Source organism: Mycobacterium ahvazicum (genome assembly GCF_900176255.2).
Lineage (GTDB): Bacteria > Actinomycetota > Actinomycetes > Mycobacteriales > Mycobacteriaceae > Mycobacterium > Mycobacterium ahvazicum.
On the sequence record NZ_FXEG02000002.1, the window covers coordinates 511,095 to 533,473 of the forward strand.

The 22,379-nt window shown below is 65.7% G+C and carries 25 protein-coding genes and 1 pseudogene; 13 read left to right on the forward strand and 13 right to left on the reverse strand.

The window, feature by feature from the left end:
* Window positions 1-6 precede the first annotated feature (6 nt).
* Genes MAAFP003_RS04745 through MAAFP003_RS04765 form a run of 5 tightly spaced genes read left to right on the forward strand, consistent with a single transcriptional unit; the run spans window position 7 to window position 3,053 of the window.
* Window positions 7-558 carry an RNA polymerase sigma factor gene (locus tag MAAFP003_RS04745; RefSeq protein WP_096284863.1) on the forward strand — a complete coding sequence of 184 codons (552 nt, stop codon included), beginning with the start codon at window positions 7-9 and terminating at the stop codon, window positions 556-558.
* Window positions 555-1,265 (forward strand): Rieske (2Fe-2S) protein, encoded by a 711-nt coding sequence (locus tag MAAFP003_RS04750; protein WP_096284865.1) that lies wholly within the window; start codon window positions 555-557, stop codon window positions 1,263-1,265. The genes MAAFP003_RS04745 and MAAFP003_RS04750 overlap by 4 nt, the downstream gene beginning before the upstream one ends.
* Before the next feature lie 23 nt (window positions 1,266-1,288).
* The gene (locus MAAFP003_RS04755) at window positions 1,289-1,705 is read left to right on the forward strand and encodes a cupredoxin domain-containing protein (protein WP_165796370.1); all 417 of its coding nucleotides are present in this window, start codon (window positions 1,289-1,291) and stop codon (window positions 1,703-1,705) included.
* Window positions 1,706-1,740: 35 nt separating this feature from the next.
* Window positions 1,741-2,649: a metallophosphoesterase family protein gene (locus MAAFP003_RS04760; RefSeq protein ID WP_096290881.1), complete on the forward strand. Its 909-nt coding sequence runs from the start codon at window positions 1,741-1,743 to the stop codon at window positions 2,647-2,649.
* The gene (locus MAAFP003_RS04765) at window positions 2,646-3,053 is read left to right on the forward strand and encodes a hypothetical protein (RefSeq protein ID WP_096284869.1); all 408 of its coding nucleotides are present in this window, start codon (window positions 2,646-2,648) and stop codon (window positions 3,051-3,053) included. Before MAAFP003_RS04760 ends, MAAFP003_RS04765 begins: the two co-directional genes overlap by 4 nt.
* On the opposite strand, the gene MAAFP003_RS04770 is transcribed toward MAAFP003_RS04765, so the two are convergent.
* The 9 genes and pseudogenes from MAAFP003_RS04770 to MAAFP003_RS04810 form a co-directional block, all read right to left on the reverse strand.
* Complete coding sequence (locus MAAFP003_RS04770; RefSeq protein ID WP_096284871.1) at window positions 2,941-4,077, reverse strand: acyltransferase family protein; 1,137 nt, start codon at window positions 4,075-4,077, stop codon at window positions 2,941-2,943. The two genes, MAAFP003_RS04765 and MAAFP003_RS04770, sit on opposite strands and share 113 nt — an antisense overlap.
* Window positions 4,078-4,195: 118 nt before the next feature.
* A pseudogene (locus MAAFP003_RS04775) lies at window positions 4,196-5,261 on the reverse strand (acyltransferase family protein).
* Between the two features lie 109 nt (window positions 5,262-5,370).
* Window positions 5,371-6,510, reverse strand: coding sequence for an acyltransferase family protein (locus tag MAAFP003_RS04780; RefSeq protein ID WP_096290882.1), 1,140 nt, complete (start codon window positions 6,508-6,510; stop codon window positions 5,371-5,373).
* Window positions 6,511-6,696: 186 nt separating this feature from the next.
* Window positions 6,697-7,308: a dTDP-4-dehydrorhamnose 3,5-epimerase gene (gene rfbC, locus MAAFP003_RS04785; protein ID WP_096284873.1), complete on the reverse strand. Its 612-nt coding sequence runs from the start codon at window positions 7,306-7,308 to the stop codon at window positions 6,697-6,699.
* Window position 7,309: 1 nt separating this feature from the next.
* Window positions 7,310-8,305 carry a dTDP-glucose 4,6-dehydratase gene (gene rfbB, locus MAAFP003_RS04790; protein WP_096284875.1) on the reverse strand — a complete coding sequence of 332 codons (996 nt, stop codon included), beginning with the start codon at window positions 8,303-8,305 and terminating at the stop codon, window positions 7,310-7,312.
* 26 nt (window positions 8,306-8,331) lie between these two features.
* On the reverse strand, window positions 8,332-9,198 hold the full coding sequence (locus MAAFP003_RS04795) for an LLM class F420-dependent oxidoreductase (protein WP_096284877.1): 867 nt from the start codon (window positions 9,196-9,198) through the stop codon (window positions 8,332-8,334).
* Between the two features lie 21 nt (window positions 9,199-9,219).
* On the reverse strand, window positions 9,220-10,083 hold the full coding sequence (locus MAAFP003_RS04800; protein ID WP_096284879.1) for an LLM class F420-dependent oxidoreductase: 864 nt from the start codon (window positions 10,081-10,083) through the stop codon (window positions 9,220-9,222).
* Window positions 10,084-10,111: 28 nt separating this feature from the next.
* The gene (locus MAAFP003_RS04805; RefSeq protein WP_096284881.1) at window positions 10,112-11,620 is read right to left on the reverse strand and encodes an ATP-binding protein; all 1,509 of its coding nucleotides are present in this window, start codon (window positions 11,618-11,620) and stop codon (window positions 10,112-10,114) included.
* A gap of 14 nt (window positions 11,621-11,634) precedes the next feature.
* Window positions 11,635-13,311 (reverse strand): NAD(P)/FAD-dependent oxidoreductase, encoded by a 1,677-nt coding sequence (locus tag MAAFP003_RS04810; RefSeq protein WP_096284883.1) that lies wholly within the window; start codon window positions 13,309-13,311, stop codon window positions 11,635-11,637.
* A gap of 258 nt (window positions 13,312-13,569) precedes the next feature.
* On the opposite strand from MAAFP003_RS04810, the gene infA reads away from it, so the two are divergent.
* The 8 genes from infA (at window position 13,570) to truA (ending at window position 18,202) form a co-directional block, all read left to right on the forward strand.
* Entirely contained in the window at window positions 13,570-13,791 is a 222-nt protein-coding gene (infA, locus tag MAAFP003_RS04815; protein WP_003418601.1) for a translation initiation factor IF-1, read from the forward strand.
* A gap of 33 nt (window positions 13,792-13,824) precedes the next feature.
* Window positions 13,825-13,938: a 50S ribosomal protein L36 gene (gene rpmJ, locus MAAFP003_RS04820; protein WP_003879483.1), complete on the forward strand. Its 114-nt coding sequence runs from the start codon at window positions 13,825-13,827 to the stop codon at window positions 13,936-13,938.
* A gap of 156 nt (window positions 13,939-14,094) precedes the next feature.
* Window positions 14,095-14,469 (forward strand): 30S ribosomal protein S13, encoded by a 375-nt coding sequence (gene rpsM / locus MAAFP003_RS04825; protein ID WP_025737540.1) that lies wholly within the window; start codon window positions 14,095-14,097, stop codon window positions 14,467-14,469.
* Window positions 14,470-14,475: 6 nt separating this feature from the next.
* Window positions 14,476-14,895 (forward strand): 30S ribosomal protein S11, encoded by a 420-nt coding sequence (rpsK, locus tag MAAFP003_RS04830; protein ID WP_090600535.1) that lies wholly within the window; start codon window positions 14,476-14,478, stop codon window positions 14,893-14,895.
* Window positions 14,896-14,904: 9 nt separating this feature from the next.
* Window positions 14,905-15,510: a 30S ribosomal protein S4 gene (gene rpsD / locus MAAFP003_RS04835; RefSeq protein ID WP_090600537.1), complete on the forward strand. Its 606-nt coding sequence runs from the start codon at window positions 14,905-14,907 to the stop codon at window positions 15,508-15,510.
* Between the two features lie 42 nt (window positions 15,511-15,552).
* The gene (locus tag MAAFP003_RS04840) at window positions 15,553-16,629 is read left to right on the forward strand and encodes a DNA-directed RNA polymerase subunit alpha (RefSeq protein ID WP_279304457.1); all 1,077 of its coding nucleotides are present in this window, start codon (window positions 15,553-15,555) and stop codon (window positions 16,627-16,629) included.
* Window positions 16,630-16,746: 117 nt separating this feature from the next.
* Window positions 16,747-17,364 (forward strand): 50S ribosomal protein L17, encoded by a 618-nt coding sequence (gene rplQ / locus MAAFP003_RS04845; protein ID WP_096284887.1) that lies wholly within the window; start codon window positions 16,747-16,749, stop codon window positions 17,362-17,364.
* Entirely contained in the window at window positions 17,342-18,202 is an 861-nt protein-coding gene (gene truA / locus MAAFP003_RS04850) for a tRNA pseudouridine(38-40) synthase TruA (RefSeq protein WP_165796301.1), read from the forward strand. The genes rplQ and truA overlap by 23 nt, the downstream gene beginning before the upstream one ends.
* A gap of 75 nt (window positions 18,203-18,277) precedes the next feature.
* Here the strand turns inward: truA and MAAFP003_RS04855 are convergent, their stop codons facing one another.
* The 4 genes from MAAFP003_RS04855 to MAAFP003_RS04870 all read right to left on the reverse strand — a co-directional run bounded on the left by MAAFP003_RS04855 (window position 18,278) and on the right by MAAFP003_RS04870 (window position 22,309).
* Window positions 18,278-19,942 (reverse strand): purine-cytosine permease family protein, encoded by a 1,665-nt coding sequence (locus tag MAAFP003_RS04855; protein ID WP_207768465.1) that lies wholly within the window; start codon window positions 19,940-19,942, stop codon window positions 18,278-18,280.
* A gap of 78 nt (window positions 19,943-20,020) precedes the next feature.
* Entirely contained in the window at window positions 20,021-20,665 is a 645-nt protein-coding gene (locus MAAFP003_RS04860; protein ID WP_096284892.1) for a cutinase family protein, read from the reverse strand.
* An 84-nt stretch (window positions 20,666-20,749) separates the two neighbouring features.
* The gene (locus tag MAAFP003_RS04865; RefSeq protein WP_096284894.1) at window positions 20,750-21,412 is read right to left on the reverse strand and encodes a cutinase family protein; all 663 of its coding nucleotides are present in this window, start codon (window positions 21,410-21,412) and stop codon (window positions 20,750-20,752) included.
* A 30-nt stretch (window positions 21,413-21,442) separates the two neighbouring features.
* Window positions 21,443-22,309, reverse strand: coding sequence for a cutinase family protein (locus tag MAAFP003_RS04870; protein WP_207768514.1), 867 nt, complete (start codon window positions 22,307-22,309; stop codon window positions 21,443-21,445).
* Window positions 22,310-22,379: the final 70 nt, after the last annotated feature.

The window sequence follows — 22,379 nt, forward strand, 5'->3', positions numbered from 1 at the left end:
AGACATGTGACGTCACAAAACGAACCCGCGGGCCCGCGGCCCCTGCGCGCGGTGCCCGACCCAGGCGCTGCGGGCTACGCCGACTGGCAAGCCGTGTACCAGGACAACGCGGACTGGGTGTACCGCACGCTGTTCGCCCGGGTCGGCAACCGGGCGGACGCCGAGGATCTCACCGCCGAGGTGTTCCTGGCCGCACTGCGGCCACTGCGGCTGTCCGCGAGCGTCGGTGAGGTGCGCGCATACCTGCGCGCCACGGCGCGAACGGTACTGGCCGCGCACTGGCGCGAGACCCTGGGACGGGAGATAACGTCGATCGAGGAGGACATCGAGCAACCACCCGATAGCGAGGAAGCGATCAGCAACGCGCCGGTGCGTGTCGCCCACGTTCTCGAGAGCCTGCCCGACCGCTATCGACAAATTTTGGAACTACGTTTCCTGCAAGGCAATTCAATCAAGGAGTCAGCCGCGGAACTTGGAATCAGCGTCGCCAACGCCAAGGTGCTTCAACATCGCGCGCTGCGGCTGGCGGCACAGGTCAACGATGGGGGCCAGTCATGAACGCGCGAGGATTGCGTCGCTACGTCGACGATATGCTGCGGGGCCGGCGGCCGAAACCGTTTGCGCCAACCGACTTCGAGGCTGCCCAGATCCGCATGGCGATCGAGCTGCACGCTGCCGGACAGGGCTCTGAGGTGGGGGCCGCCCCGCGCCAGGAATTCCTCGCCGACCTGCACCGGCGGCTTGCCGAGCAGATGGCCGGCGTACCGCCCGCGCCACCGACGCCCAAGCAGAACACCACGCGACGTCAGGTGATCGTCGGCACGTCGGCCGCGGCGGCCGCCGCGGTCACCGCGGTCTCCATCGATCGAGCCGTCACCGGAGGCGTCACCGAAGGTCCCGCGGTCGCAGGACAACTCACCCCGAACGACGGAAGCTGGCAGCGCATCGCGGCCAGTTCGGACGTGCCGGACGGTCGCATGCATGCGTTCGATCTGGGCTCGGTCAGCGGATTCGTTCGCCGCGTCGACGGCAAACTCGAGGCGGTATCCGGGGTGTGCACGCATCAAGGGTGCAAGTTGTGGTTCGACGCGCCAGACGACAGGTTGCGCTGCCCCTGCCACTCGACGTCGTTCTCTCCCGCGGGAGAAGTGCTCACCCATCAGCTACCGATCGCCCCAAAGCCGTTGCCTACATTGATGGTTCGCGAGGTCAACGGGGTCGTCGAGGTGCTCGCCCCGCCGCCGTACCCGGAGCGGCCGGCCTAACGGTGTAACCACCGGCCCTATCACTGGGCATGACGATTGCCACGTTCCGAAAACACCTTGCCTTGCTGGCGGCGGGGGCGCTGTTGCTGGCCGGGTGCTCTGCATCGCGGCCCGATGCGCACGCGTCGGTCACCATGAAGCCGGATTCCGGTGCGACGCCGTCGGTGACCGCGCCGTCGGCGCCGGTCAGCGGTAACCAAGTCACCATCGACGGCTTCGCGTTCGCTCCCGCGACGCTGAAGGTCAGCGTGGGCACCACGGTTACCTGGATCAATCGTGACGAAGAACCCCACACCGTGGCCGCGAGCGACGGTTCGTTTCATTCACCCGGCATGGGGACGGGAGCCAGCTTCACCCATACCTTTTCCACCGCAGGGACTTTCGACTACGTCTGCTCGATTCACCCGATGATGCACGGCACCGTGGTGGTGACACAGTGAACACGGACACGAACGCGAACCGCGACCCCAACACGATGAGTCGCCGCCAGCTGATCCGGCACGGGGCATGGTTCGGTGCGGCGGTCGGGTTCGCCGTCGCCGGCGGCGAGGTGATCTCCCATGTCGCCGGTGCCGCCGCGGCCGAGCGCGCAAAGATTCGGCCCGCCCTGCGCTTCGCCCAGATCAGCGACAGTCACCTCGGCTTCACCGGTGCGCCCAACCCGGACGTGGCCGGCACGTTCGGCCACGCAATCGATCAGGTCAACAACCTGGGCTACACACCGGATTTCGTCGTCCACACCGGTGACCTGACGCACCTGTCCACTCCCGAGCAGTTCGACCAGGTGAAGCAGATGATGAGCGGGCTGCAGACGCCGCACGTGTTCACCGTGCCGGGGGAGCACGACTCGGTCGACGATGCGGGTCAGAAGTACCGCAAGGTATTCGGGGCGGGATCGGTAGGTGACGGGTGGTACAGCTTCGACACCGCCGGCGTTCACGTGATCGCACTGGTCAACACGCTGAACTTGCGCAAGCTCGGACATCTCGGCGTCGACCAGCTGGAGTTCGTCGAGAAGGACGTCGCGAGCCTGTCCAGCGACACACCGATCATCGTGTTCAGTCACATCCCGCTGTTCGCGATGTACCCGGACTGGGGCTGGGGCACCGACGACGCCACCCAGGCCCTCAGTTACCTGCGCCGGTTCGCCTCGGTGACTTGCATCAATGGCCACGTGCACCAATTGTTTTCGAAGACCGAAGGCAATGTGTCGTTCTACAGCGGGACCACGACCGCCTACCCGCTGCCACACCCCGGTGATGGGCCGGCACCCAAGCCGATCACGCTGCCGGCCGGCAAGCTGCACGACGCGCTCGGCATTCGCGAGGTCAGTTACACCAAGGGCGAGACCGCCCTGGCGTTGAAAGAGCAGAGGCTGCAATGAATATCTTGGTCCGGATCGGCTTCGCCGCGTCGTTGCTCGCCAGCGCCGTCAGCCATGCTTACCTGTATATCCATGGCTACCAGCACATTCCGACGATCGCCACCGGCTTCCTGGTGCAGGCCAGCGTCTCGTTCGCGGTGGCCGTGCTGATCCTGGTGGGTGGTCCCTGGTGGCTGCGCTGGGCCGGAGCCGCGATCTCCGGCGGTTCGCTGGTAGCCTTCGCATTGTCGCGCACCGCGGGGCTTTTCGGCTTTTCCGAGCAGGGCTGGGACCCCGCGCCGTACGCGGCGATCAGCGTGGGGGCCGAAGTGCTGACCGTGCTGTTGTGGACGCTTGCCGATCTTCCCGGTGGCCTGAGGTTCGGCTGGCTTCGGAGAGCTCGGCGTCAACCGGCTTCTTCTTGAATCGAGATTTCAGGGCCAGTGCCGGCTTTTCGATCAGGAACCAGCTCAGAGCGGCCAGCGGCAGAGTCGCGATCGTCGCAATGGCAGCGAACACAAAGGGATTCGTACCGCCCAGCCCGCCGATAACAAGCAACTGCTGGACCGGGAAAGCGTAAATGTAGACGCCGTAGGACAGATCCGTCGGCAACCGCAGATACCGGTTGTGCACCAGCGCGCCGGAGACGATGACGGCGTATGCCAACGGAACGGCGCCGACCAGTCGGTAGTCAGGGAGTAAACCGGTCAGCGCCACAATGCCCACGCACAATGCGACCAGCGACCAGCGAGCGGGAATCACGTGTTTCCACTGATACACCAGGGCGCCGGCGGCAAACACGATGGCGAAGCGCGCGATGCACTGCTCGTTGCTCCATATCCCTGGAAATGTCATGGGCGGCAAGCACGCAGCGAGAAGCACCGCCAATGCCAACACCACCGCAGAAGTCCATCGACGCGTAGCCAGTCCCACCAACCCGAGGATCGCCACACCGGCGTAGCACAGCACCTCGTAGATGAGGGTCCACAGTGATCCATTCCACATCCCGACCACCGGGACTCCGGTCGGAGTGCCGCCGACATCGAACTTGAGCACCGCGATGGCGGCGTTTTCCACGACGTACTGGAATGGCGCGCTGGACAGCAGCAGCTTGAGTGCCGGTCCACCCTGAATCGCCACACCGATCGGCGCGACGACAAACGCGGTCACCGCCAGGCAGACATAGAGACCGGGAAGAATGCGAAGAGCGCGGTGGACGAGATAGTCACGGATTTGCGGGTTGTTGAGCCAGCTCGCGGTGATCAGGAAGCCCGAGATCGCGAAGAACCCGTCGACACCCACCCCGAACAGCAATTGCCGTATGTGGGCGGACGGCAGCACGCCACCGGTGACGGCGAACGAATGCCAAAGGATTACTTCGGCGGCCATGGCCAGCCGCAACGCATTCAGTGCATTGTTTCGCGGATCGAATACTTGCCCGAGTTTCATCCGTTATCACCAGCCGTCCCCGTTCGCGGCGTCGCCACGTTCCTGCATTTAAGCGCATTGTGCCGTCTTCGCATCGGGTCTTTGGTCCCGAAAACGCACTTTGCCATCCCGGGCGGCGTTAGGATTGGCTCGCTTCGGCGAGCTGCGAGCCGGACCACTTCCGCTTGAGCCGAAACTTGAGAGACTGCGCGGGCTTTTCGATCGCGAACCAACTCAGCGCGGCCAGCGGCACCACCACTGTCGTCGAAACACCGGCAAACGCTATCGGATTCAGCGTCGCGACACCGCAGCTGGCCAGCAACTGCTGCGTCGGGAACGCGTAGATGTAGACGCCATAGGAAAGGTCCGTACGCAGGCGCAAGCGTCGGTTGTGAATCCTGGCCGCCGAAACGATGACGGCATAGGCCAGTGGAAGGGCCGCGACCACCCGGTAATCGGGCAGCAGGACGGCGGCGACCACAACAATGACCACGCTCACCGCGACGAGCGACCATCGAGCGGGCATCACGTCGCGCCACTGATACAGCAGCGCGCCCGCGGCGAACATGATCGCCGAACGCACCACGAGCTGTGAGAAGGTCCATACTCCCGGGAAGGCTAGCGGCGGCACCAACGTCGCGCCAATTGTGGCCATGCCCAGCAGTACTGGTGAAATCCAGCGATGATCGCCCAGGCCGGCCAACCCGATGCCGGCGACGGTGAGATAGCACATCAGTTCCCTGATCAGCGACCACAGCGAAGCGTTCCACCCGCCGGCGGCCGCGCGGGGTTTCACCGATGAAGTGCTGGATGTAGGCCACCGCACCGTTTTTCAGGACGTACTCGAACGGCGCGAAGGACTTCAGCAGCCGTACGGCCGAACCACCGGCGATCGCCGCATTGAGCGGCGCGAACACGAACGCGGTGACGATCAGGCAGGCGTAGAACCCGGGCAGAATGCGCAGCGCCCGAGCCGCGAGAAAGTCACGCAGCTTCGGATCGGTGAGCCAACTCGCGGTGATCAGGAATCCCGAAATCGCAAAGAAGCCGTCAACACCCACCGAGAAGAGAAGCTGGCGCAGCACGTGTGGCGGGGTGCGGCCGGTGACCGGCCAGGAGTGGAACAGCATGACTTCGGCGGCCAGCCCGAGTCGAAACAGGTTCAGCGCGTTGTTTCGGGGATCGAAAACCTGAGCCAGCTTCATAGACCCCCGCCTGCATCCCTCGACAACCCCTGTCGGGCGCCCGAATACGACGCCGGATGCCCAAGGTAGTCGATTCACGCCCCCGGCGAGCGAGGGCGAAAGCCAGTGTCTACCCCGTGCCGTGAACGTCTGGAGCCGGCCGCCCGGCGGTCGGATCGATCGCCGGGCTGCCTTGTGGGCCGTCGGCTCCGGGGCCGGCGGGCGCACCCCACTTCCGTTTGAGACGAGACTTCAGCGCCATCGAGGGCTTCTCGACGCAGAACCAGCTCATCGCAGCCAGCGGCAGCGTCGCGATGACCGCAACGACAAAGAACACCGCCGGATGCAGGAATCCGAGCCCAAAAATCACCAGCAACTGCTGAGTCGGAAATGCATAAATGTAGTAGCCGTAAGACAGGTCCGTCCGCAACGTCAGGCGTTTCTTGCGGATGAGGGCGCCCGAAACAATTACGGCGTATGCCAGTGGAAGGGCCGCGACCACCCGGTAATCCGGCAGCAGAACGCCAGCTGCGACGACGATGACCACGCTCACCGCGACGAGCGACCACCGAGCGGGAATCACGTCACGCCACTGATACATCAGGGCGCCAGCGGAAAACATGATGGCCGAGCGCACGGCGAGCTGAGGGATGGTCCATGACCCGGGGAAGGTCAGTGGCGGTAACAATGTCGCGGCACTCGCGGCGAGCACCAGGATCGCGGGCGAAATCCAGCGGCGGTTGGCAAGCCCGGCAATGCCGATGAGCGCAATGCTGATGTAGCACAGAACTTCCCAGATAAGCGACCACAGCGAAGCGTTCCAGACTCCCGGGGACGCGACCTGCAGCGGTGTACCGGCGACATCGAACTGAAGCACCGCCACCAGGGTGGCGTTTTTCAAGACATATTCGAACGGTGCGCTGGACAGCAGTAGTTTCGCCGCCGAGCCGCCCTGGACCGCGACGCTGAGCGGGGCAAACACGAACGCGGTGATGATCAGGCAGACGTAGAGCCCGGGCAAGATGCGCAGGGCTCGGGCGGCAAGATAGTCACGGACGTGCGGGTCGCGGAGCCAACTCGCGGAGATCAGAAATCCCGAGATCGCGAAGAACCCGTCGACGCCCACCGCGAACATCAGCTGAAGCGCCGCGTGTGGCGGCATATGGCCCGTGATCGGCCAGGAGTGAAACAGCATGACCTCGGCGGCCAGCCCCAGCCGAAACAGGTTCAGGGCGTTACATCGGGGATCGAACACCTCCGCTAACTTCATGCGTGCAAATCCGTATCTGTCGTCGACCCGCGCGGCCGGCCAGAGTTTCCGCACGGAATGCCCAAGTTAGTCGATGAACCCGCGACAAACGACGGTTTAATGCCAACCCGACGTTGCCGCTTTGCTACGCGCAGGTGGCACCGACGCCCACCGGCTTTTAGCAGTTGCGGTCCGGCAATCAGTATTTCAGGATTTACCGCGCAGCTGCGCGGCGAACTGCTGCGCCTCGTCCCAGGTGGGCAGCAGCCCGGCGGCACGCACTTCGTCGAAGCCGGGGGCGACGGCATCGCGGTCGGACAAACTCGGGGCGGCACCATCGACCAGCGGCCAGTCGATGCCCAGGGCCGGGTCGGTAGCACGGATGGTGTGCTCGCGCTGTGGGCTGTATTCCGCGGAGCACAAGTACATCACCGTCGAATTATCCTGCAGCGCAAGGAAACCGTGCCCGAGGCCTTCGGAGATGTAGATTGTGCGCCGGTCCTGGTCGTCGAGCAGTACCGAGTCCCATTGGCCGAATGTCGGTGAGCCGACCCGAATGTCGACCACCACGTCGAACACCGCACCGCGCACGCAGGTCACGTATTTGGCCTGGCTGGGCGGGAGCTGGGCGAAGTGCAGCCCGCGCAGCACCCCGGCGGCCGATACCGAGCAATTGGCCTGTTGCACATTGAGCCCATGACCGGCGAATGAACCGAAATCGGTGTTTTTCAGCCATTCGAAGAACATGCCGCGCGAATCCCCGTGAATTCTCGGGGTGATTTCCCAGGCGCCCGGCACCTTGAGTTCACGAACTTCCATCTCACTGCCCCCGTTGTTCGTAGCGGGCTTCCGATGCGTCCTTCAGCGGACGCCACCAGGATTCGTTTGCCCGATACCAGTCGATGGTTTCCCGCAACCCCTCTTCGAAGTCGGTGTGCTTTGGCGCCCAGTGCAATTCGTCATACAGCAACGACGGATCGATCGCGTAGCGCAGATCGTGGCCGACGCGGTCGGTGACGTGGTCGAAGTCGTCTTCGTCGCGACCCATCATGCGCAACAGCGTGCGCAGCACGGTCAGGTTGTCGCGCTCGCCCTCGGCGGAGATCAGGTAGGTCTGACCGATCTGGCCCTTGTCCAGGATCTGCCAGACCGCGCTGTTGTGGTCGTCGACGTGGATCCAGTCGCGGACGTTGGCGCCGGCGCCGTACAGCTTGCACCGTCTGCCGGTCAGCACATTGGTGATCTGGCGCGGGATGAACTTCTCGATGTGCTGATAAGGCCCGTAGTTGTTCGAGCAATTGGACAGCGTCGCGCGTACGCCGTACGAGCGAACCCACGCCCGGACCAGCATGTCGGCCGCGGCCTTGGTCGCCGAGTACGGGCTGGACGGGTTGTACGGCGTCGACTCGGTGAACCGCTGCGGGTCGTCGAGCTCGAGATCGCCGTAGACCTCGTCGGTCGAGATGTGGTGCAGCCGCACCCCGCGACGCCGTACCGCTTCCAGGATCGTGTACGTGCCGACCACGTTCGTATGCAAGAACGGCTCGGGGTTGTCCAGCGCGTTGTCGACGTGGCTCTCCGCGGCGAAGTGCACCACCGCGTCGGACTCGGCGATCAGCCCAGAGACCAGCTCGGCGTCGCAGATGTCGCCCTCGACCAGCCTGATCGCGTCGTCGACGTCGGCCAGCGATTCACGCCGGCCGGCGTAAGTCAGGGCGTCCAGCACCGTTACTGAGACGTCGGGACGTTCGCGCACGGTGCTGTGCACGAAATTCGCGCCGATGAAACCGGCGCCACCAGTGACCAGCAGCCGCATGGTCAAACCCTAACCGAGGGCGGCGGTCAGCTTGCGGGGGTCAGCCCAAGCGGCCCAGCCAGTTCACTCAACGCGGGCAGCAGCGTCTCTTCGTTGTAGCCGCCCAGCACCTGGATGGCCACGTGGTCGGCGCCGGCGTCGAGGTGCTCGCTCAGGCGCTTCACGATGGCCTCCGGGGTGCCGTATGCGACCACCGCGTCGATCAGCCGGTCGCTGCCGGGCGCGCGCACATCGGCCTCGGTGAATCCCAGCCGCAGCCAGTTGTTCACGTAGTTGCTCAGCCCCAGATAGTGCTGGACGATCTGACGGCCGGCCTCGCGTGCCTTGTCGCGGTCGGTGGTCAGCACCACCTTGTGCTCCGGGGCCAGGAACACCGAATTGCCGAGCTGTTCGCGCGCCCTGGCCGTGTGCTCGGGCGTGGTCAGGTACGGGTGGGCGCCGGCGCTGCGTTCGGCGGACAGCGCCAACACCTTGGGCCCGAGCGCGGCGAGCACCCGCCGGCTGGTCGGCACCAGTGCCTCGTCGAGGGCATCGAGATAGCCGACCAGTGCGGCGTAGGGCTTGACGTACTCCTGGGTGTGCTCGGGGTGTCCCACCCCGATACCGAGCAAAAACCTTCCAGGGTAAGCACTTTCGATGCGCTTGAACGATTCGGCGACGGGTGTGGCCGCCGCCGTCCAGATGTTGACGATGCCGGTGGCCAGCTGCAGCGAGCTGGTTTGGGCCAACGCCGGTTCCACCCAGGCCAGGTCGGCGTCCGGTGATCCGCCGATCCAGGCCGCCGAATACCCGAGGGCTTCGATCTCGGCGGCCAGCTCGGGTGTGATGGATCGGGTGGGCAGCCAGGCGCCGTAGCGGCCGAGGTTGGGCTTGAGTGCTGCGGCGTCGTTCATCGAGGTTTCCTCCGCGGTCGGTTACGAGCGGTTCAGTCCGAGCGGCCCCGCTAGCTCAGCCAAAGCCGAGACCAGGTTTTCATCTTTGGTGAGGACCTGCACGGGCACGTGGTCGGCCCCCGCCTCGAGATGCTCGTTGAGCCGCGCGGCGATCGCCTCGGGGGTGCCGTAGGCCACCACCGCGTCGACCAGGCGGTCGCTGCCCGGACGGACGACCTCGTCGTCGCCGAAGCCCGACCGCTTCCAGTTGTTGCGGTAGTTGGCCAGGTTGAAGTAGATGTCCAGCGCCTTGCGCCCGACCGCGCGGGCCTCGTCCGCTCCCGCCTTGTCCGGGGTGGTCAGCACCACCTTGTGCTCAGGTGCCAAGAATGCCGACGGCCCGATCAGCTCGCGTGCCTGCGCGGTGTGCTCCGGCGTGGTCAGATACGGGTGCGCGCCGGCGCTGCGCTGCGCCGAGAGCCCCAGCACCCGTGGGCCCAGCGCGGCCACCACCCGGCGGTGGGCGGGCACGCCGTACTCGTCGAGTGCGTCCAGGTAGTCGACCAGCGCGTCGTAGGGCTTGCGATATTCGCTGATCACCTCGCGGTGGCCGACGCCGATGCCGAGCACAAAACGATTTGGGTAGGCCTGGTCGATGCGATGGAACGACTCGGCGACCTCGTTGGCGGGTGCGGTCCAAATGTTCACGATGCCGGTGGCCACCTGCAACGTGCTCGTCGCTGCCAGGATGGGCTCCACCCAAGCCAGCTCGGCGGGCGGTGACCCGCCTACCCAGACGGCGCCGTAGCCCAGTGCCTCGATTTCCTTTGCTTGCTGTGGCGTTACGCCACGTCCGAACGATCCGAACCGGCCAAGATCGGGCTTGCTTGCAGCTGCATCGGTCATGCCGTCTCCAACCCGGTCGCCGTGGGTGCTATTCCGCCTCGTCCGGATCCTCGTCGTCATCCACGGCGGCGACGTCGGCGACGGGCATCTCCAGCGGCAGCAGGACGATGAATCGGGTGTCGCCGGGCACCGATTCCACCCGCAGGTCGCCCCGATGTTTCTTGACGACGATGTTGAACGCCAGATCCAGCCCGAGGCCGGTGCCCTCGCCGAAGGGTTTGGTGGTGAAGAACGGCTCGAAGATGTGCTCGCGGATATCGGCGGGGACGCCCGGCCCGGTGTCACAGATTTCGACCCGGGCCATGTTGTCGTGGTAGCGGCAGGTGCGCACGGTCAGCGTGCCGCCCGTGTCGCGCATCGCGGCCAGCGCATTGTCGATGATATTGGTCCATACCTGGTTGAGATCGCCTGGGTAGCAGGGGATTTCGGGTAACGATTTGTCGAAATCCTTGACGAGGGTGATCGATTTTTCGTCCTTGCTGCCGTCCTTGGTCAACCGGTCGGCGAACATCACCAGCGTGCTGTAGAGCAGGTCGTGCACGTTGGCCACCTGGAACGGGGCCCGATCCATCTGCGAGTACTGCTTGGCGTCGGCCACCAGCGCCGAAATCCGTTTGCTCGCTTCCAGAATCTGGTTCATCAACAGTTCGCTCTCGATGGTGTAGTTGATCCATCGGACCGCCTGCTCCAACGTTGCCGACGCGAGTTCCTGGCTGACCGTGGAAATCCGTTCCAGCCAATCGGTGTCGATGCCGCCCTCGACGAACGTCGGCGCGATGTCCCAGCCGCCGTCGATGCCGTGCTCGTCCAGCCAATCTGCGACGGCGTCTTCGCGGTCGGAGCTCTCCAGCGCGCTCAGGTGCTGACTCGCCGATTTGGCGACCTGCTCGGCAACCCGCTCCTGCAGGCGCACCAGCGCGCTCAACGCCTCCGGTGAGATGGTGCCGTCGGCGAGCATCGCGAGCTTGTGGCGCATGTTGGCCACGCGCTCGCGCAGATCCGCCGCGGCCCGCGCGATCGCCGCGGCCGGGTTGTTGAGCTGATGCGTCAGCCCGGCCGACAGCCGGCCCAGCGCCAGCAGCTTCTCCCGGTTGTCGATGATGCGGCGAGTCCGGTCCGTGCCGACGGCGATGCCGTCGAGCAGGTGCACCGCCATCGGGAACTGGTCGCGCATGAACTGGGCGAAGACGGGCGCGTCCATCACGAAAAACCGTGACGGCTTGGTCACGTGCACCGAGGCGTCGTAGGTCTTCTGCTTCCCGCCGGTGAACGCTCGCCAGGCCCCGGCGTATACCCCGCGTTGCGAGGTGCGGTTGGTTTCGATGTCCTGGCCGCCGGAGAGCTTGGACATCGTCAGTTCACCCTCGAGCAGTACGTAGAAGCAGGTCGCCGGTTCGCCTTCCACACAGATCGGCCCCGGCTGGTACTCCTCGATGCACCCGTTGCTGCACAGCACCGCGAGCTGTTCGTCGGTCAGCGCCTCGAACAGGAACAGGGAGCGCAGCTCGTCGGGCTGACACGGCGTATTGGCGGTCATGACGCGCGACCCTTCTAGGACTCGGCCAGGTAGCGGTGGACCAGCATCACGGCCATCGACCCTTCACCGACGGCGGCCGCGACCCGTTTGGCGGACGTGGAGCGGACGTCCCCGGTGGCGAAGACGCCCGGCACGCTGGTTTCCAGGTGATGCGGTGGCCGGTCCAGCGTCCAGCCGCACACGTTGCGCAGGTCCGGGCCGGTCAGGATGAAGCCGTGGTTGTCGCGGGCCAGCACCCCGTCCAGCCACTCGGTGCGCGGGGCGGCGCCGATGAAGATGAACATCCGTCCGCAGGCGACGTCCTCGACTTGCTCGGTCCGGTTGTTGACCAGGGTCAGCTTCTCCAGATGGCCGTCGCCGGTCGCGCGCCGCACCTCGGTGCAGGTTAGGACGTTGATCTTGGGGTTCGCCTCGATCTGCTGAATCAGGTAGTAGGACATCGACGCTTCCAGCGACGGAGCGCGCACCACGATGTTGACCGATTTGGCCGTGCGCGACAGATACATCGCGGCCTGGCCGGCGGAGTTGGCGCCGCCGATCACATAGACCTCTTCGTCTTCGCAATCCGAGGCGATCGACACCGCGGCGCCGTAGTAGACGCCGCAGCCGGTCAGCTCCGTGAGTCCCTCGGCGGTCAGCTGACGGTAAGAGACACCGGTGGCCAGGATGACGGCGTGCGCGTCGATCGACCCGCCATCGGCGAAGCGCACGGTGCGCTTGGATCCGTTCACCTCGAGGCCGGTCGCCCTGCGGGCGGTGATGATCTCGGCGCCGAACTTCTCGGCCTGCCGGCGAGCCCGCTCGGCCAGCTGGCCGCCCGATACTCCGTCCGGGAAGCCCAGGTAGTTCTCGATGCGCGAGCTCTGCCCCGCCTGCCCGCCGGTCGCGGTGTGCTCGATCAGCACCGTGCGCAGTCCCTCGGATGCGCCGTACACGGCGGCGGCCAGGCCCGCGGGCCCTCCGCCGATCACGATCAGGTCGTAGAACTCCTGCGACGGGGTGGAGGACAGGCCCAGTTTGTCGGCCAGCTCGGCGTCGGACGGTTCCACCAGCGGGTCGCCGTGCTCGGTGACGACGACGGGCAGCCGCTTGCCGTCTTCGCCGGCCGCCTGCAGGAGTCGCTCGCCGTCGGGCTCGTCGGCCATGAACCAGGTGTAGTAGAGGCCGTTGCGGGCCAGGAAGTCGCGCACCTCCCAGGACCGCGCCGACCAGCGATGCCCGATCACCTTGGTGTGCGGGATGGGGTGTTCCGGGGCCGCCCGCCAGGCCTCGAGCAGGCCGTCGATCACGGGATAGAACTTCTCCTCCGGCGGATCCCACGGCTTGAGCAGGTAGTGGTCCAGGTCCACGACGTTGATCGCGTCGATCGCGGCGTGGGTGTCGGCGTAGGCGGTCAGCAGCACACGGCGCGCCACCGGGTACAAATCCATCGCCTGTTCGAGAAACTCGATGCCGCTCATCTGCGGCATCCGGTAGTCGGCGATCAGCGCGGCGACCGTTTCGCCGCGCAGCTTGAGCTGTTTGAGGGTTTCCAGCGCCTCGGGACCGGCCTCGGCGCGCACAATGCGGTGGTCTTCGCCGTATTTGCGCCGCAGGTCCCGGGCCACAGCGCGGGAAACCGCGGGATCGTCGTCGACGGTCAGGATCACCGGTTTGCGTGCCTGCGCGGTGCCATCAAGGGGACGTGTCATCGTGGTCAAGTATGCGCTTGTCAGGCTAGGTGTGGTGGGTCGAGGTGGCACCCGCGAGCGCCCGGATCGCGGATTTTGGCCACGCCGCACGAGCGGGTACCATGGAACGACGGTGCGACATTTCGCGCCGGCTTTTTTGTGTGTCCGTTCCCTAGGAATTTCCTGTCACCGGCTCACGTTCCAAAGTCGGTGTGAATGCTGTGCCGTTGTTGGCGCAGACGACAACGAAACTAAACGACGAGGATTTGACGAGTAGTTATGGCCAAGAAGGACGGCGCCATCGAGGTCGAGGGCCGGGTGGTCGAGCCTCTGCCCAATGCGATGTTTCGCATTGAGCTGGAGAACGGTCACAAGGTGCTTGCCCACATCAGCGGCAAGATGCGGCAGCACTACATCCGCATCCTGCCCGAGGACCGGGTGGTAGTGGAGCTGTCTCCCTACGACCTGTCCCGGGGCCGCATCGTGTACCGGTACAAGTAACCAAACAACAGACGAGAACAGGATCGAACAGCCGTGAAGGTCAACCCCAGCGTGAAGCCGATTTGCGACAAGTGCAGGGTGATCCGTCGGCATGGGCGGGTCATGGTGATCTGCTCCGATCCACGCCACAAGCAGCGCCAGGGCTAACTGCCGGGCCGAGTTGCACCCACAACTGAATGCAGACCTCCCAGCACCACTGAGCGGATACGCCGCTCACCTACGCCCGGTCGGAGGCCGGGCCCCGAACATTCGGGAACGGGCTGGGAAAAGACCTCCGCTTAGTAAAAAGAGGAAACGCCACCTATGGCTCGACTAGTAGGCGTCGATCTGCCGCGTGACAAGCGGATGGAGATCGCGCTGACTTACATCTTCGGCATTGGCCGTACCCGTTCCAACGAGATCCTGGAAGCGACCGGCATCGACCGGAATCTGCGCACCCGGGACCTCACCGACGACCAGCTGACCCACCTGCGTGACTACATCGAGGCCAACCTCAAGGTGGAGGGTGACCTGCGCCGCGAGGTTCAGGCAGACATCCGCCGCAAGATCGAGATCGGCTGCTACCAGGGCCTGCGGCACCGCCGCGGCCTGCCGGTGCGTGGCCAGCGCACCAAGACCAACGCGCGTACCCGCAAGGGCCCCAAGCGCACCATCGCCGGCAAGAAGAAGGCCAGGTAACCGCCCATGCCACCAGCCAAGAAGGCAGCAGCGTCGGCCCCCAAGAAGGGGCAGAAGACCCGCAAGCGGGAAAAGAAGAACATCCCGCACGGCGCCGCGCACATCAAGAGCACGTTCAACAACACGATCGTGAGCATCACCGACCCGCAGGGCAACGTCATCGCCTGGGCGTCGTCGGGCCACGTCGGCTTCAAGGGTTCGCGTAAGTCGACGCCGTTCGCCGCGCAGCTCGCCGCGGAGAACGCCGCGCGCAAGGCCCAGGAGCACGGGGTGCGCAAGGTCGACGTGTTCGTGAAGGGCCCGGGCTCGGGCCGGGAGACCGCGATCCGTTCGCTGCAGGCCGCGGGCCTGGAGGTCGGCGCGATTTCCGACGTCACCCCCCAGCCGCACAACGGCTGCCGCCCCCCCAAGCGCAGAAGGGTCTAGGTAAAAAACATGGCTCGTTACACCGGACCCATCACCCGCAAATCGCGCCGGCTGCGCACCGACCTCGTCGGTGGCGACCAGGCTTTCGAGAAGCGTCCCTACCCGCCCGGCCAGCACGGCCGCGCGCGGATCAAGGAAAGCGAATACCTGCTGCAGCTGCAGGAGAAGCAGAAGGCCCGCTTCACCTACGGCGTGATGGAAAAGCAGTTCCGTCGCTACTACGAAGAGGCCGTGCGCCACTCCGGCAAGACCGGTGAGAACCTGCTGCAGATCCTGGAAAGCCGGCTGGACAACGTCGTGTACCGCGCCGGGCTGGCGCGCACCCGCCGGATGGCCCGCCAGCTGGTCAGCCACGGGCATTTCAGCGTCAACGGCGTGCACGTCAACGTCCCCAGCTACCGGGTGTCGCAGTACGACATTATCGACGTGCGGGACGGGTCGCTGAACACCGTGCCCTTCCAAATCGCGCGGGAGACGGCGGGCGATCGCCCGATTCCGAGCTGGCTGCAGGTGGTCGGGGAGCGTCAGCGCATCCTCGTGCACCAATTGCCCGAGCGCGCACAGATCGACGTGCCGCTCACCGAGCAGCTGATCGTCGAGTACTACTCGAAGTAAAGACTTTCCGGGCCGACCGGCCCGGGAACCTAACGGCATCAAATAGCGGGTGCCGAGAAGGAGAACAAGAAACACATGCTGATTTCACAGCGCCCCACACTGTCGGAGGAAATCCTCACCGACAGCCGGTCCCAGTTCGTCATCGAACCGCTGGAGCCGGGTTTCGGTTACACCCTTGGCAATTCGTTGCGGCGCACCCTGCTGTCGTCGATCCCCGGCGCGGCCGTCACCAGCATTCGCATCGATGGCGTGCTGCACGAGTTCACCACCGTGCCCGGCGTCAAGGAAGATGTCACCGACATCATCCTGAACCTCAAGGGTCTGGTCGTGTCCTCCGAGGAGGACGAGCCGGTCACCATGTACCTGCGCAAGCAGGGCCCGGGTGAGGTCACCGCGGGTGACATCGTCCCGCCCGCCGGCGTCACGGTGCACAACCCCGGCATGCACATCGCGACGCTGAACGACAAGGGCAAGCTCGAGGTCGAGCTCGTCGTCGAGCGCGGTCGTGGTTACGTGCCGGCCGTGCAGAACCGCGCTTCCGGTGCCGAAATCGGCCGTATCCCAGTCGATTCCATCTACTCGCCGGTGCTCAAGGTCACCTACAAGGTGGACGCCACCCGTGTCGAGCAGCGCACCGACTTCGACAAGCTGATCCTGGACGTCGAGACCAAGAGTTCGATCACCCCCCGCGACGCCCTGGCGTCGGCGGGTAAGACCCTGGTCGAATTGTTCGGCCTGGCACGCGAACTCAACGTCGAGGCCGAGGGCATCGAGATCGGGCCGTCGCCGGCCGAGGCCGACCACATCGCCTCGTTCGCGCTGCCGATCGACGACCTGGATCTGACCGTGCGGTCCTACAACTGCCTCAAGCGCGAGGGTGTGCACACCGTCGGCGAGCTGGTCAGCCGCACCGAGTCCGACCTGCTCGACATCCGCAACTTCGGCCAGAAGTCCATCGACGAGGTCAAGGTCAAGCTGCACCAGCTGGGCCTGTCGCTCAAGGACAGCCCGCCGAGCTTCGACCCGTCGGAGGTCGCGGGTTACGACGTCGCCACGGGCACCTGGTCCAGCGAGGCGTCGTACGACGACGCGGACTACGCCGAAACCGAACAGCTCTAAAGACCGTCCGGTGACGATGCGGCCGTGCAGCGGCCGATGAGGAACCGGACACATGCAACACCGTCCGTCCCGGCCCTACCTGATACGGGGGTCGGCCGCTAAATAGGAGATAGTGCAATGCCCAAGCCCACCAAGGGCCCTCGCCTCGGCGGGTCGTCTTCGCACCAGAAGGCTCTGCTGGCCAACCTGGCCACGTCGCTGTTCGAGCACGGTCGCATCAAGACGACCGAGCCGAAGGCACGTGCGCTGCGGCCGTACGCGGAGAAGCTGATCACGCACGCGAAAAAGGGCACGCTGCACAATCGCCGAGAGGTGATGAAGAAGATCCGCGACAAGGACGTGGTGCACGCCCTTTTCGCGGAGATCGGGCCCCACTTCGCCGATCGTGAGGGCGGCTACACCCGCATCATCAAGGTCGAGGCGCGCAAGGGCGACAACGCCCCGATGGCCGTGATCGAGTTGGTCCAGGAAAAGACCGTCACCTCAGAGGCCGACCGGGCCCGTCGGGTGAAGGCTTCGAAGAAGGCCGAGACGCCGGCTGAGGCGCCGGTGGCTGCGGCCGCCGCGCCGCAGGCCGCGGTCGAGCCCGAGGCCGCCGAAGGCCCGACCGTCGAAGAAGCGACGGCTCCCGAGGCCGAAGAGACCACGACCGACGCGGCCGAGCCGGCCGCCGAGGCCGAGGCTGCCACCGAGCCCGAGGCCGCCGACGAGGGTGACGAGTCCACCGACAAGTAGCGAAGACGTCCGTCTCAGGCTCGATATCGCCTACGACGGAACCGATTTCGCGGGCTGGGCAACGCAGGCCGGGCAGCGCACTGTCGCCGGTGTCATCGACGACGCGCTGACGACGGTTTTCCGCACGCCGGTAAAGCTATGGGCGGCCGGGCGCACCGACACCGGAGTGCATGCCACCGGACAGGTGGCCCATCTCGATGTGCCCGCCGGCGCCCTGCCTAACGCCTACCCGCGTTCGCCGCGCGTCGGCGATCCGGAATTCCTGCCGCTGCTGCGCCGGCTGGGCCGCTTTTTACCCGCCGACGTCCGTGTGCTCGGAATTGCCCGCGCCCCAGCTGGTTTCGACGCACGCTTCTCGGCGCTGCGGCGTCATTATGAATACCGGTTGTCGACGGCCGCCTACGGCGTGCAGCCGCAGCAGGCGCGCTACATCACCGCGTGGCCGCGGGAGCTGGACATGGACGCGATGAGCGAAGCGTCGCAAGACCTGCTGGGGCTGAACGACTTTGCGGCCTTCTGCCGTTACCGCGACGGTGCCACCACGATTCGCGACCTGCAGCGGCTGGACTGGTCGCGTGACGGCGATCTGATCACCGCGCACGTCGCCGCCGATGCGTTCTGCTGGCAGATGGTGCGCTCACTGGTCGGCGCGCTGCTGGCCGTCGGCGAACACCGGCGCTCTCGAGAGTGGTGTCGTGAATTGCTAAGCGCAACAACACGATCCAGCGACTTCGCGGCCGCTCCGGCGCAGGGCCTGACGCTGGTCGGGGTGGACTATCCGCCCGACGACGAGCTCGCGTCGCGCATCCTGATCACCCGGGATCTGCGCACCCGCTAGCAGTGGGCCTAAGCGCCCCTCAGTCGGCGCGACACTGTAATTTTGCAGACGACACGCCGCGAGACGTCTGCAAAATTACCGGCTCGACGTCTGGGCTCCGCCGGCCCGTTGGGCCTCGAGCAGGTGCTTGGCCTGCTTGTCGGTGGCCAGGCACAGCGAGCAGATGTGCGCGTCGTGGGCCTGGCAGGCCAGCATGTCGGGACGTTCGAAGCCGTGATTGCAGACGTGGCAGGTCAATTCGTCTGCGGCAGGGTTGCCGTGCTCGTCGTACATCGGCACGTCGATGCCGTCGTCCATGCGGCGCAGATAGTACTTGCCCCGCGTCGCGATCGCCAGGACCGGCGGCATCCCCAGCGCGACCATGATGGCCACCAAAGGCGAATAGGGCCGCAGCTCGGGGCCGAGCCCGCCGAAGAACGCGACGATCGAGAGCCCGGCGGCCAGCAGCATGGAGCCGAAGCCGACCGGATTGACGGGGTACAACATGCCGCGGCGGAATTCGGGTGCCTTCGGCGACAGGCCCAGCACGTACTTGTTGAAGACGATGTCGGACGCTACCGCCACCACCCACGCCATCCCGCAGTTGGCGTAGAAACCCAGGATCGTGTTGAGGAAGTCGAACATGTTGGCTTCCATCAGGATCAGCGCAATCGTCAGATTCACGGCGAGGAAGACGACACGGCCGGGGTAGTGCTTGGTGACCCGCGTGAACGAGTTGGTCCACGCCAGCGAACCCGAATAGGCGTTCGTCACGTTGATTTTGATCTGGCTGAGCACCACCAAGATCACGGCCAGCGTCAGCGCGAGCCAGTCCGGCATGAAGTTGCGGTAGATCTCGTCGAATTGGTGTACCGGCTGATTCGCGATCGACAGCGAACCCGCCAAGTGGAACACGAGATAGACGGCCAGGAAAAGCCCGACGATCTGCTTGATCGCGCCGAACAGCACCCACCCGGGACCGGCCAGCAACACCCAGGTCCACCAGCTGCGGGCGTTCTGCGGCGTGCGCGGCGGCATGAACCGTAGGTAGTCGATCTGTTCGGCGATCTGAGCGATCAGCGCAAGGCAAACGCCCGCGGCCAGCAGCGCCGAGCCGGCGTCGACGCCGCTGTGGCCTTGCTTACCCGTGTAGGAGAAGAACTCGCCGACCGCCTCGGGATGGCTGATCACCAGGTAGACGAATGGGGCGACCATCAGCACCAGCCACAGCGGGGTCGTCCAAAGTTGAAGCTGGGAGAGGACTTTCATGCCGTAGATCACCAGTGGGAAGACGATCAGTGTGGAGACGGCATAGCCGATCCACAGCGGAATGTGCAGGCCGAGTTGGAGGCCTTGCGCCATGATCGAGCCTTCGAGGGCAAAGAAGATGAACGTGAACGTCGCGAAGATGACGTTGGTCACCACGGAGCCGTAGTAGCCGAAACCACTGCCGCGGGTGATCAGATCCAGGTCGATGTTGTAACGCGCCGCGTAGTATGCCACCGGGAATCCGGTCGCCACGATCACCACCGCGAAAATCCCGATACCGCACAACGCGTTTGCGGTGCCGTAGGTGATGCCGAGGTTGGCGCCGATCGCGAAGTCGGCCAGGTAGGCGATGCCGCCGAGGGCGGAGATCCCCACCACCGCGGTAGACCACCTGCGGTAGCTGCGCGGGGCAAAGCGCAACGTGTAGTCTTCGAGCGTTTCCCGGGCGGCGGCCGGCGAGGTGTCGCGGTCGGTGGCAGCGGTGGTCGTCACGTCTGCATTGTCCGATTGCGCGACGTCAAACGCCAATCGAGGCGCCTGGGAATTGCCTGTGCGCCTGCGGTTTACGGACTAAAGCTTGCCGGCGGCGAATCCCGCCGCCTGATCGACCAATCCCGAGTCGATGTAGGAGGGCTGCAGATGCGACGCCCACACCGCCTTGCCGTTGCCGTTGCAGATCGGGTCGCCGGGGGCGCACTCCTCGATCGTCTTGCCGGCGAAGGCCGGGCTGAAGCCGGGGACCGGGCCGAGCACCCGCTGCGTGCCGTTGCCGAACAACGCGACCGCGGCCACGTGTTGGTCGATGCCCGGGGGCAGCGGGTTCTTGAAGCCGAATGAGGGCTGGGTCACCGCGATCACCAGGTCGGCCGACACCGCGCCGAGCGAGTAGCCGCCGAGCACCTCGCGGGTGTTCGGGCAATGCTTGGCCATGTACTGGACGTGGTTGCTCATGTCGCTGGCGCCCTTGGCCGGATCGACGTCGGCGGGGTAGTTGACCCCGTAGACGCCGACCGGCAGCTGAGTCTTGGCGCGCAGCGAGTTGGCGAACGCATCGCCGACCAGGCCGGCGCCCGGCGGTTCCTCACGGCCGCGGGCGAACACCACCTCGGCGCCCGGGCACGGTGGTCCCGCCGAGGCCACCGGAGCCAGCGTCAAAGCCGAGCCGGCGATCATGCATGTCGCGAACAGTGTGTTGCCAAGCGGTCTAACCCCCATGAGCCGATGGTACGCATTTTCGGCGGGTGTTAGTGAACGGCCGTGATCACTCCGCGATCGCGGTGTTACCGGATCTTTGTGCCGCTAGATCTTGCCGGCGACGAAATGTGCTGCCTTATTGGTCAATCCGGGCACGTAACCGAGGTGGGCCGGCCACGAGTTGCCGTTGGAGCAGATCGGGTCGCCGGGGTTACACAGGTTGAGGATCTTACCGCCGAAATCGGGGCTCAGGGCCGTCATCAGATTGCCGGCCCGTCCCGACGGATTCCCGAACAGGGCCACCGCGGCGACGTGGTCGGCGGCATCGGCCGGCAGCGGATCGCGAAAGCCGAGGGCGGCTATGGGTGCGGCGGTGACGATGTCGATGACGGCGGCGCCCTGCGAGTAGCCGCCCAGCACCAGCTTGGTGTTGGGGCAGTGGTCGGCCATGTGCTGGATGTGGCCGCTGGCGTCGTTCGCCCCGTCGGTCGCGGCCAGGAAATCGTCGTTAGCCGGGTAGTTGACACCGTAGGACCCCACATTGCGGTCGGTCTGAGCGCGCAGTGCGGTGACGAAGGCGCCGCCGACTTTGCCGAGTCCGGGGGGCTCGTCGGTTCCGCGGGCGAACACCACCTCGACGTCCGGGCACCCGGCAAACGCACGCGGGATCAGCGGAGACCCGAACACCATCGCGGCGCCCACCACCAGTGCGGCGACCACCAAAAGGGAAAAGTTATGCGCCCGTGATCTTTTCGCGGCAAGGCTCATGCCGCGATAGTACGGGTTGTTGATCGCGCGTCAGTGAACGGCGGCAACCACGTCGGTCTGGGGAACCGTGGGTCCGGGCGCCGACGGGGCCGGTGCTTGTGGTGCGTAGCTGGGGCTCAACGGGCCGGGCGTCGGCGAGCCGGGACCCGGTGCCTGCCCCGGCATTTGCGGGCCGTAGCCGGGCGTGTTGGGACCAGCACCCGGAGCCGACGGCCCGTACCCGGGCATCGACTGGCCGGTGCCGGCCAATTTGGACGCCACGAACTGCGCCGCCTGAGTGGTATAGACGGGGACATAGCCCTCGGTGTGCCCGCTCCACTCGTTGCCGGGACCGGCGTGGCAGATCGGGTCGTTGGGGTTGCAGTAGTCGACGGCTTTGGAGCCGAGCAGTGCACTCTGGCTGGGCAGCGTGCCGCCCGCGCGGTCGGCCACGTCACCGAAGGTGACCACGGCGGCGATGTTGTCCGCGTACTGCGCCGGCAGCTTGTTGCCCCAGCTGATGCCGCCGATCGGGACGCCGGCCACGATGTCCATCACCGACGCGCCCTGCGAGTAGCCGCCCAGCACAATCTTGGTGTTGGGGCACGTTTCCACGCTCTTCTTGACGCGGTCGATAGTGTCGTTGGCCCCGTCGCCGCCGTGCAGCTGCAGCTTGCTGGCGGCGTAGTTCACCCCGTAGGGCAGGATGTTCAAACCGGTCTGCTGGCGCAGCGAGTCGACCAGTGCGTCACCGACGCGGCCCAGGCCGGCCGGCTCGTTGGTGCCGCGGGCGAAAATCACCTCGACGTCGGGGCAGTCGAAGGCGCGCGCGACGGGTGCGCTCGGTGTGGCGAGCAGGCCCGCAGCGACGACCAGGGCGGTTGCGCCCAGGCCCGCGACGCGGCCGGCCAACCGCACGCTGCCCTCCCGACGGGTACGGATGCGGTGAAAAATCACGCGCCAATTTTACCCAAATTGTGACCTCGCC

What these genes read in the sequence shown, in the direction of transcription:
- MAAFP003_RS04750 (WP_096284865.1), top strand. Translation starts at nt 555, where the DNA reads ATGAACGCGCGAGGATTGCGTCGCTACGTCGACGATATGCTGCGGGGC.
- MAAFP003_RS04760 (WP_096290881.1), top strand. Translation starts at nt 1,741, where the DNA reads ATGAGTCGCCGCCAGCTGATCCGGCACGGGGCATGGTTCGGTGCGGCG.
- MAAFP003_RS04765 (WP_096284869.1), top strand. Translation starts at nt 2,646, where the DNA reads ATGAATATCTTGGTCCGGATCGGCTTCGCCGCGTCGTTGCTCGCCAGC.
- MAAFP003_RS04770 (WP_096284871.1), bottom strand. Translation starts at nt 4,077, where the DNA reads ATGAAACTCGGGCAAGTATTCGATCCGCGAAACAATGCACTGAATGCG.
- MAAFP003_RS04780 (WP_096290882.1), bottom strand. Translation starts at nt 6,510, where the DNA reads ATGAAGTTAGCGGAGGTGTTCGATCCCCGATGTAACGCCCTGAACCTG.
- rfbC (WP_096284873.1), bottom strand. Translation starts at nt 7,308, where the DNA reads ATGGAAGTTCGTGAACTCAAGGTGCCGGGCGCCTGGGAAATCACCCCG.
- rfbB (WP_096284875.1), bottom strand. Translation starts at nt 8,305, where the DNA reads ATGCGGCTGCTGGTCACTGGTGGCGCCGGTTTCATCGGCGCGAATTTC.
- MAAFP003_RS04795 (WP_096284877.1), bottom strand. Translation starts at nt 9,198, where the DNA reads ATGAACGACGCCGCAGCACTCAAGCCCAACCTCGGCCGCTACGGCGCC.
- MAAFP003_RS04800 (WP_096284879.1), bottom strand. Translation starts at nt 10,083, where the DNA reads ATGACCGATGCAGCTGCAAGCAAGCCCGATCTTGGCCGGTTCGGATCG.
- MAAFP003_RS04805 (WP_096284881.1), bottom strand. Translation starts at nt 11,620, where the DNA reads ATGACCGCCAATACGCCGTGTCAGCCCGACGAGCTGCGCTCCCTGTTC.
- MAAFP003_RS04810 (WP_096284883.1), bottom strand. Translation starts at nt 13,311, where the DNA reads ATGACACGTCCCCTTGATGGCACCGCGCAGGCACGCAAACCGGTGATC.
- infA (WP_003418601.1), top strand. Translation starts at nt 13,570, where the DNA reads ATGGCCAAGAAGGACGGCGCCATCGAGGTCGAGGGCCGGGTGGTCGAG.
- rpsM (WP_025737540.1), top strand. Translation starts at nt 14,095, where the DNA reads ATGGCTCGACTAGTAGGCGTCGATCTGCCGCGTGACAAGCGGATGGAG.
- rpsK (WP_090600535.1), top strand. Translation starts at nt 14,476, where the DNA reads ATGCCACCAGCCAAGAAGGCAGCAGCGTCGGCCCCCAAGAAGGGGCAG.
- rpsD (WP_090600537.1), top strand. Translation starts at nt 14,905, where the DNA reads ATGGCTCGTTACACCGGACCCATCACCCGCAAATCGCGCCGGCTGCGC.
- rplQ (WP_096284887.1), top strand. Translation starts at nt 16,747, where the DNA reads ATGCCCAAGCCCACCAAGGGCCCTCGCCTCGGCGGGTCGTCTTCGCAC.
- MAAFP003_RS04860 (WP_096284892.1), bottom strand. Translation starts at nt 20,665, where the DNA reads ATGGGGGTTAGACCGCTTGGCAACACACTGTTCGCGACATGCATGATC.
- MAAFP003_RS04865 (WP_096284894.1), bottom strand. Translation starts at nt 21,412, where the DNA reads ATGAGCCTTGCCGCGAAAAGATCACGGGCGCATAACTTTTCCCTTTTG.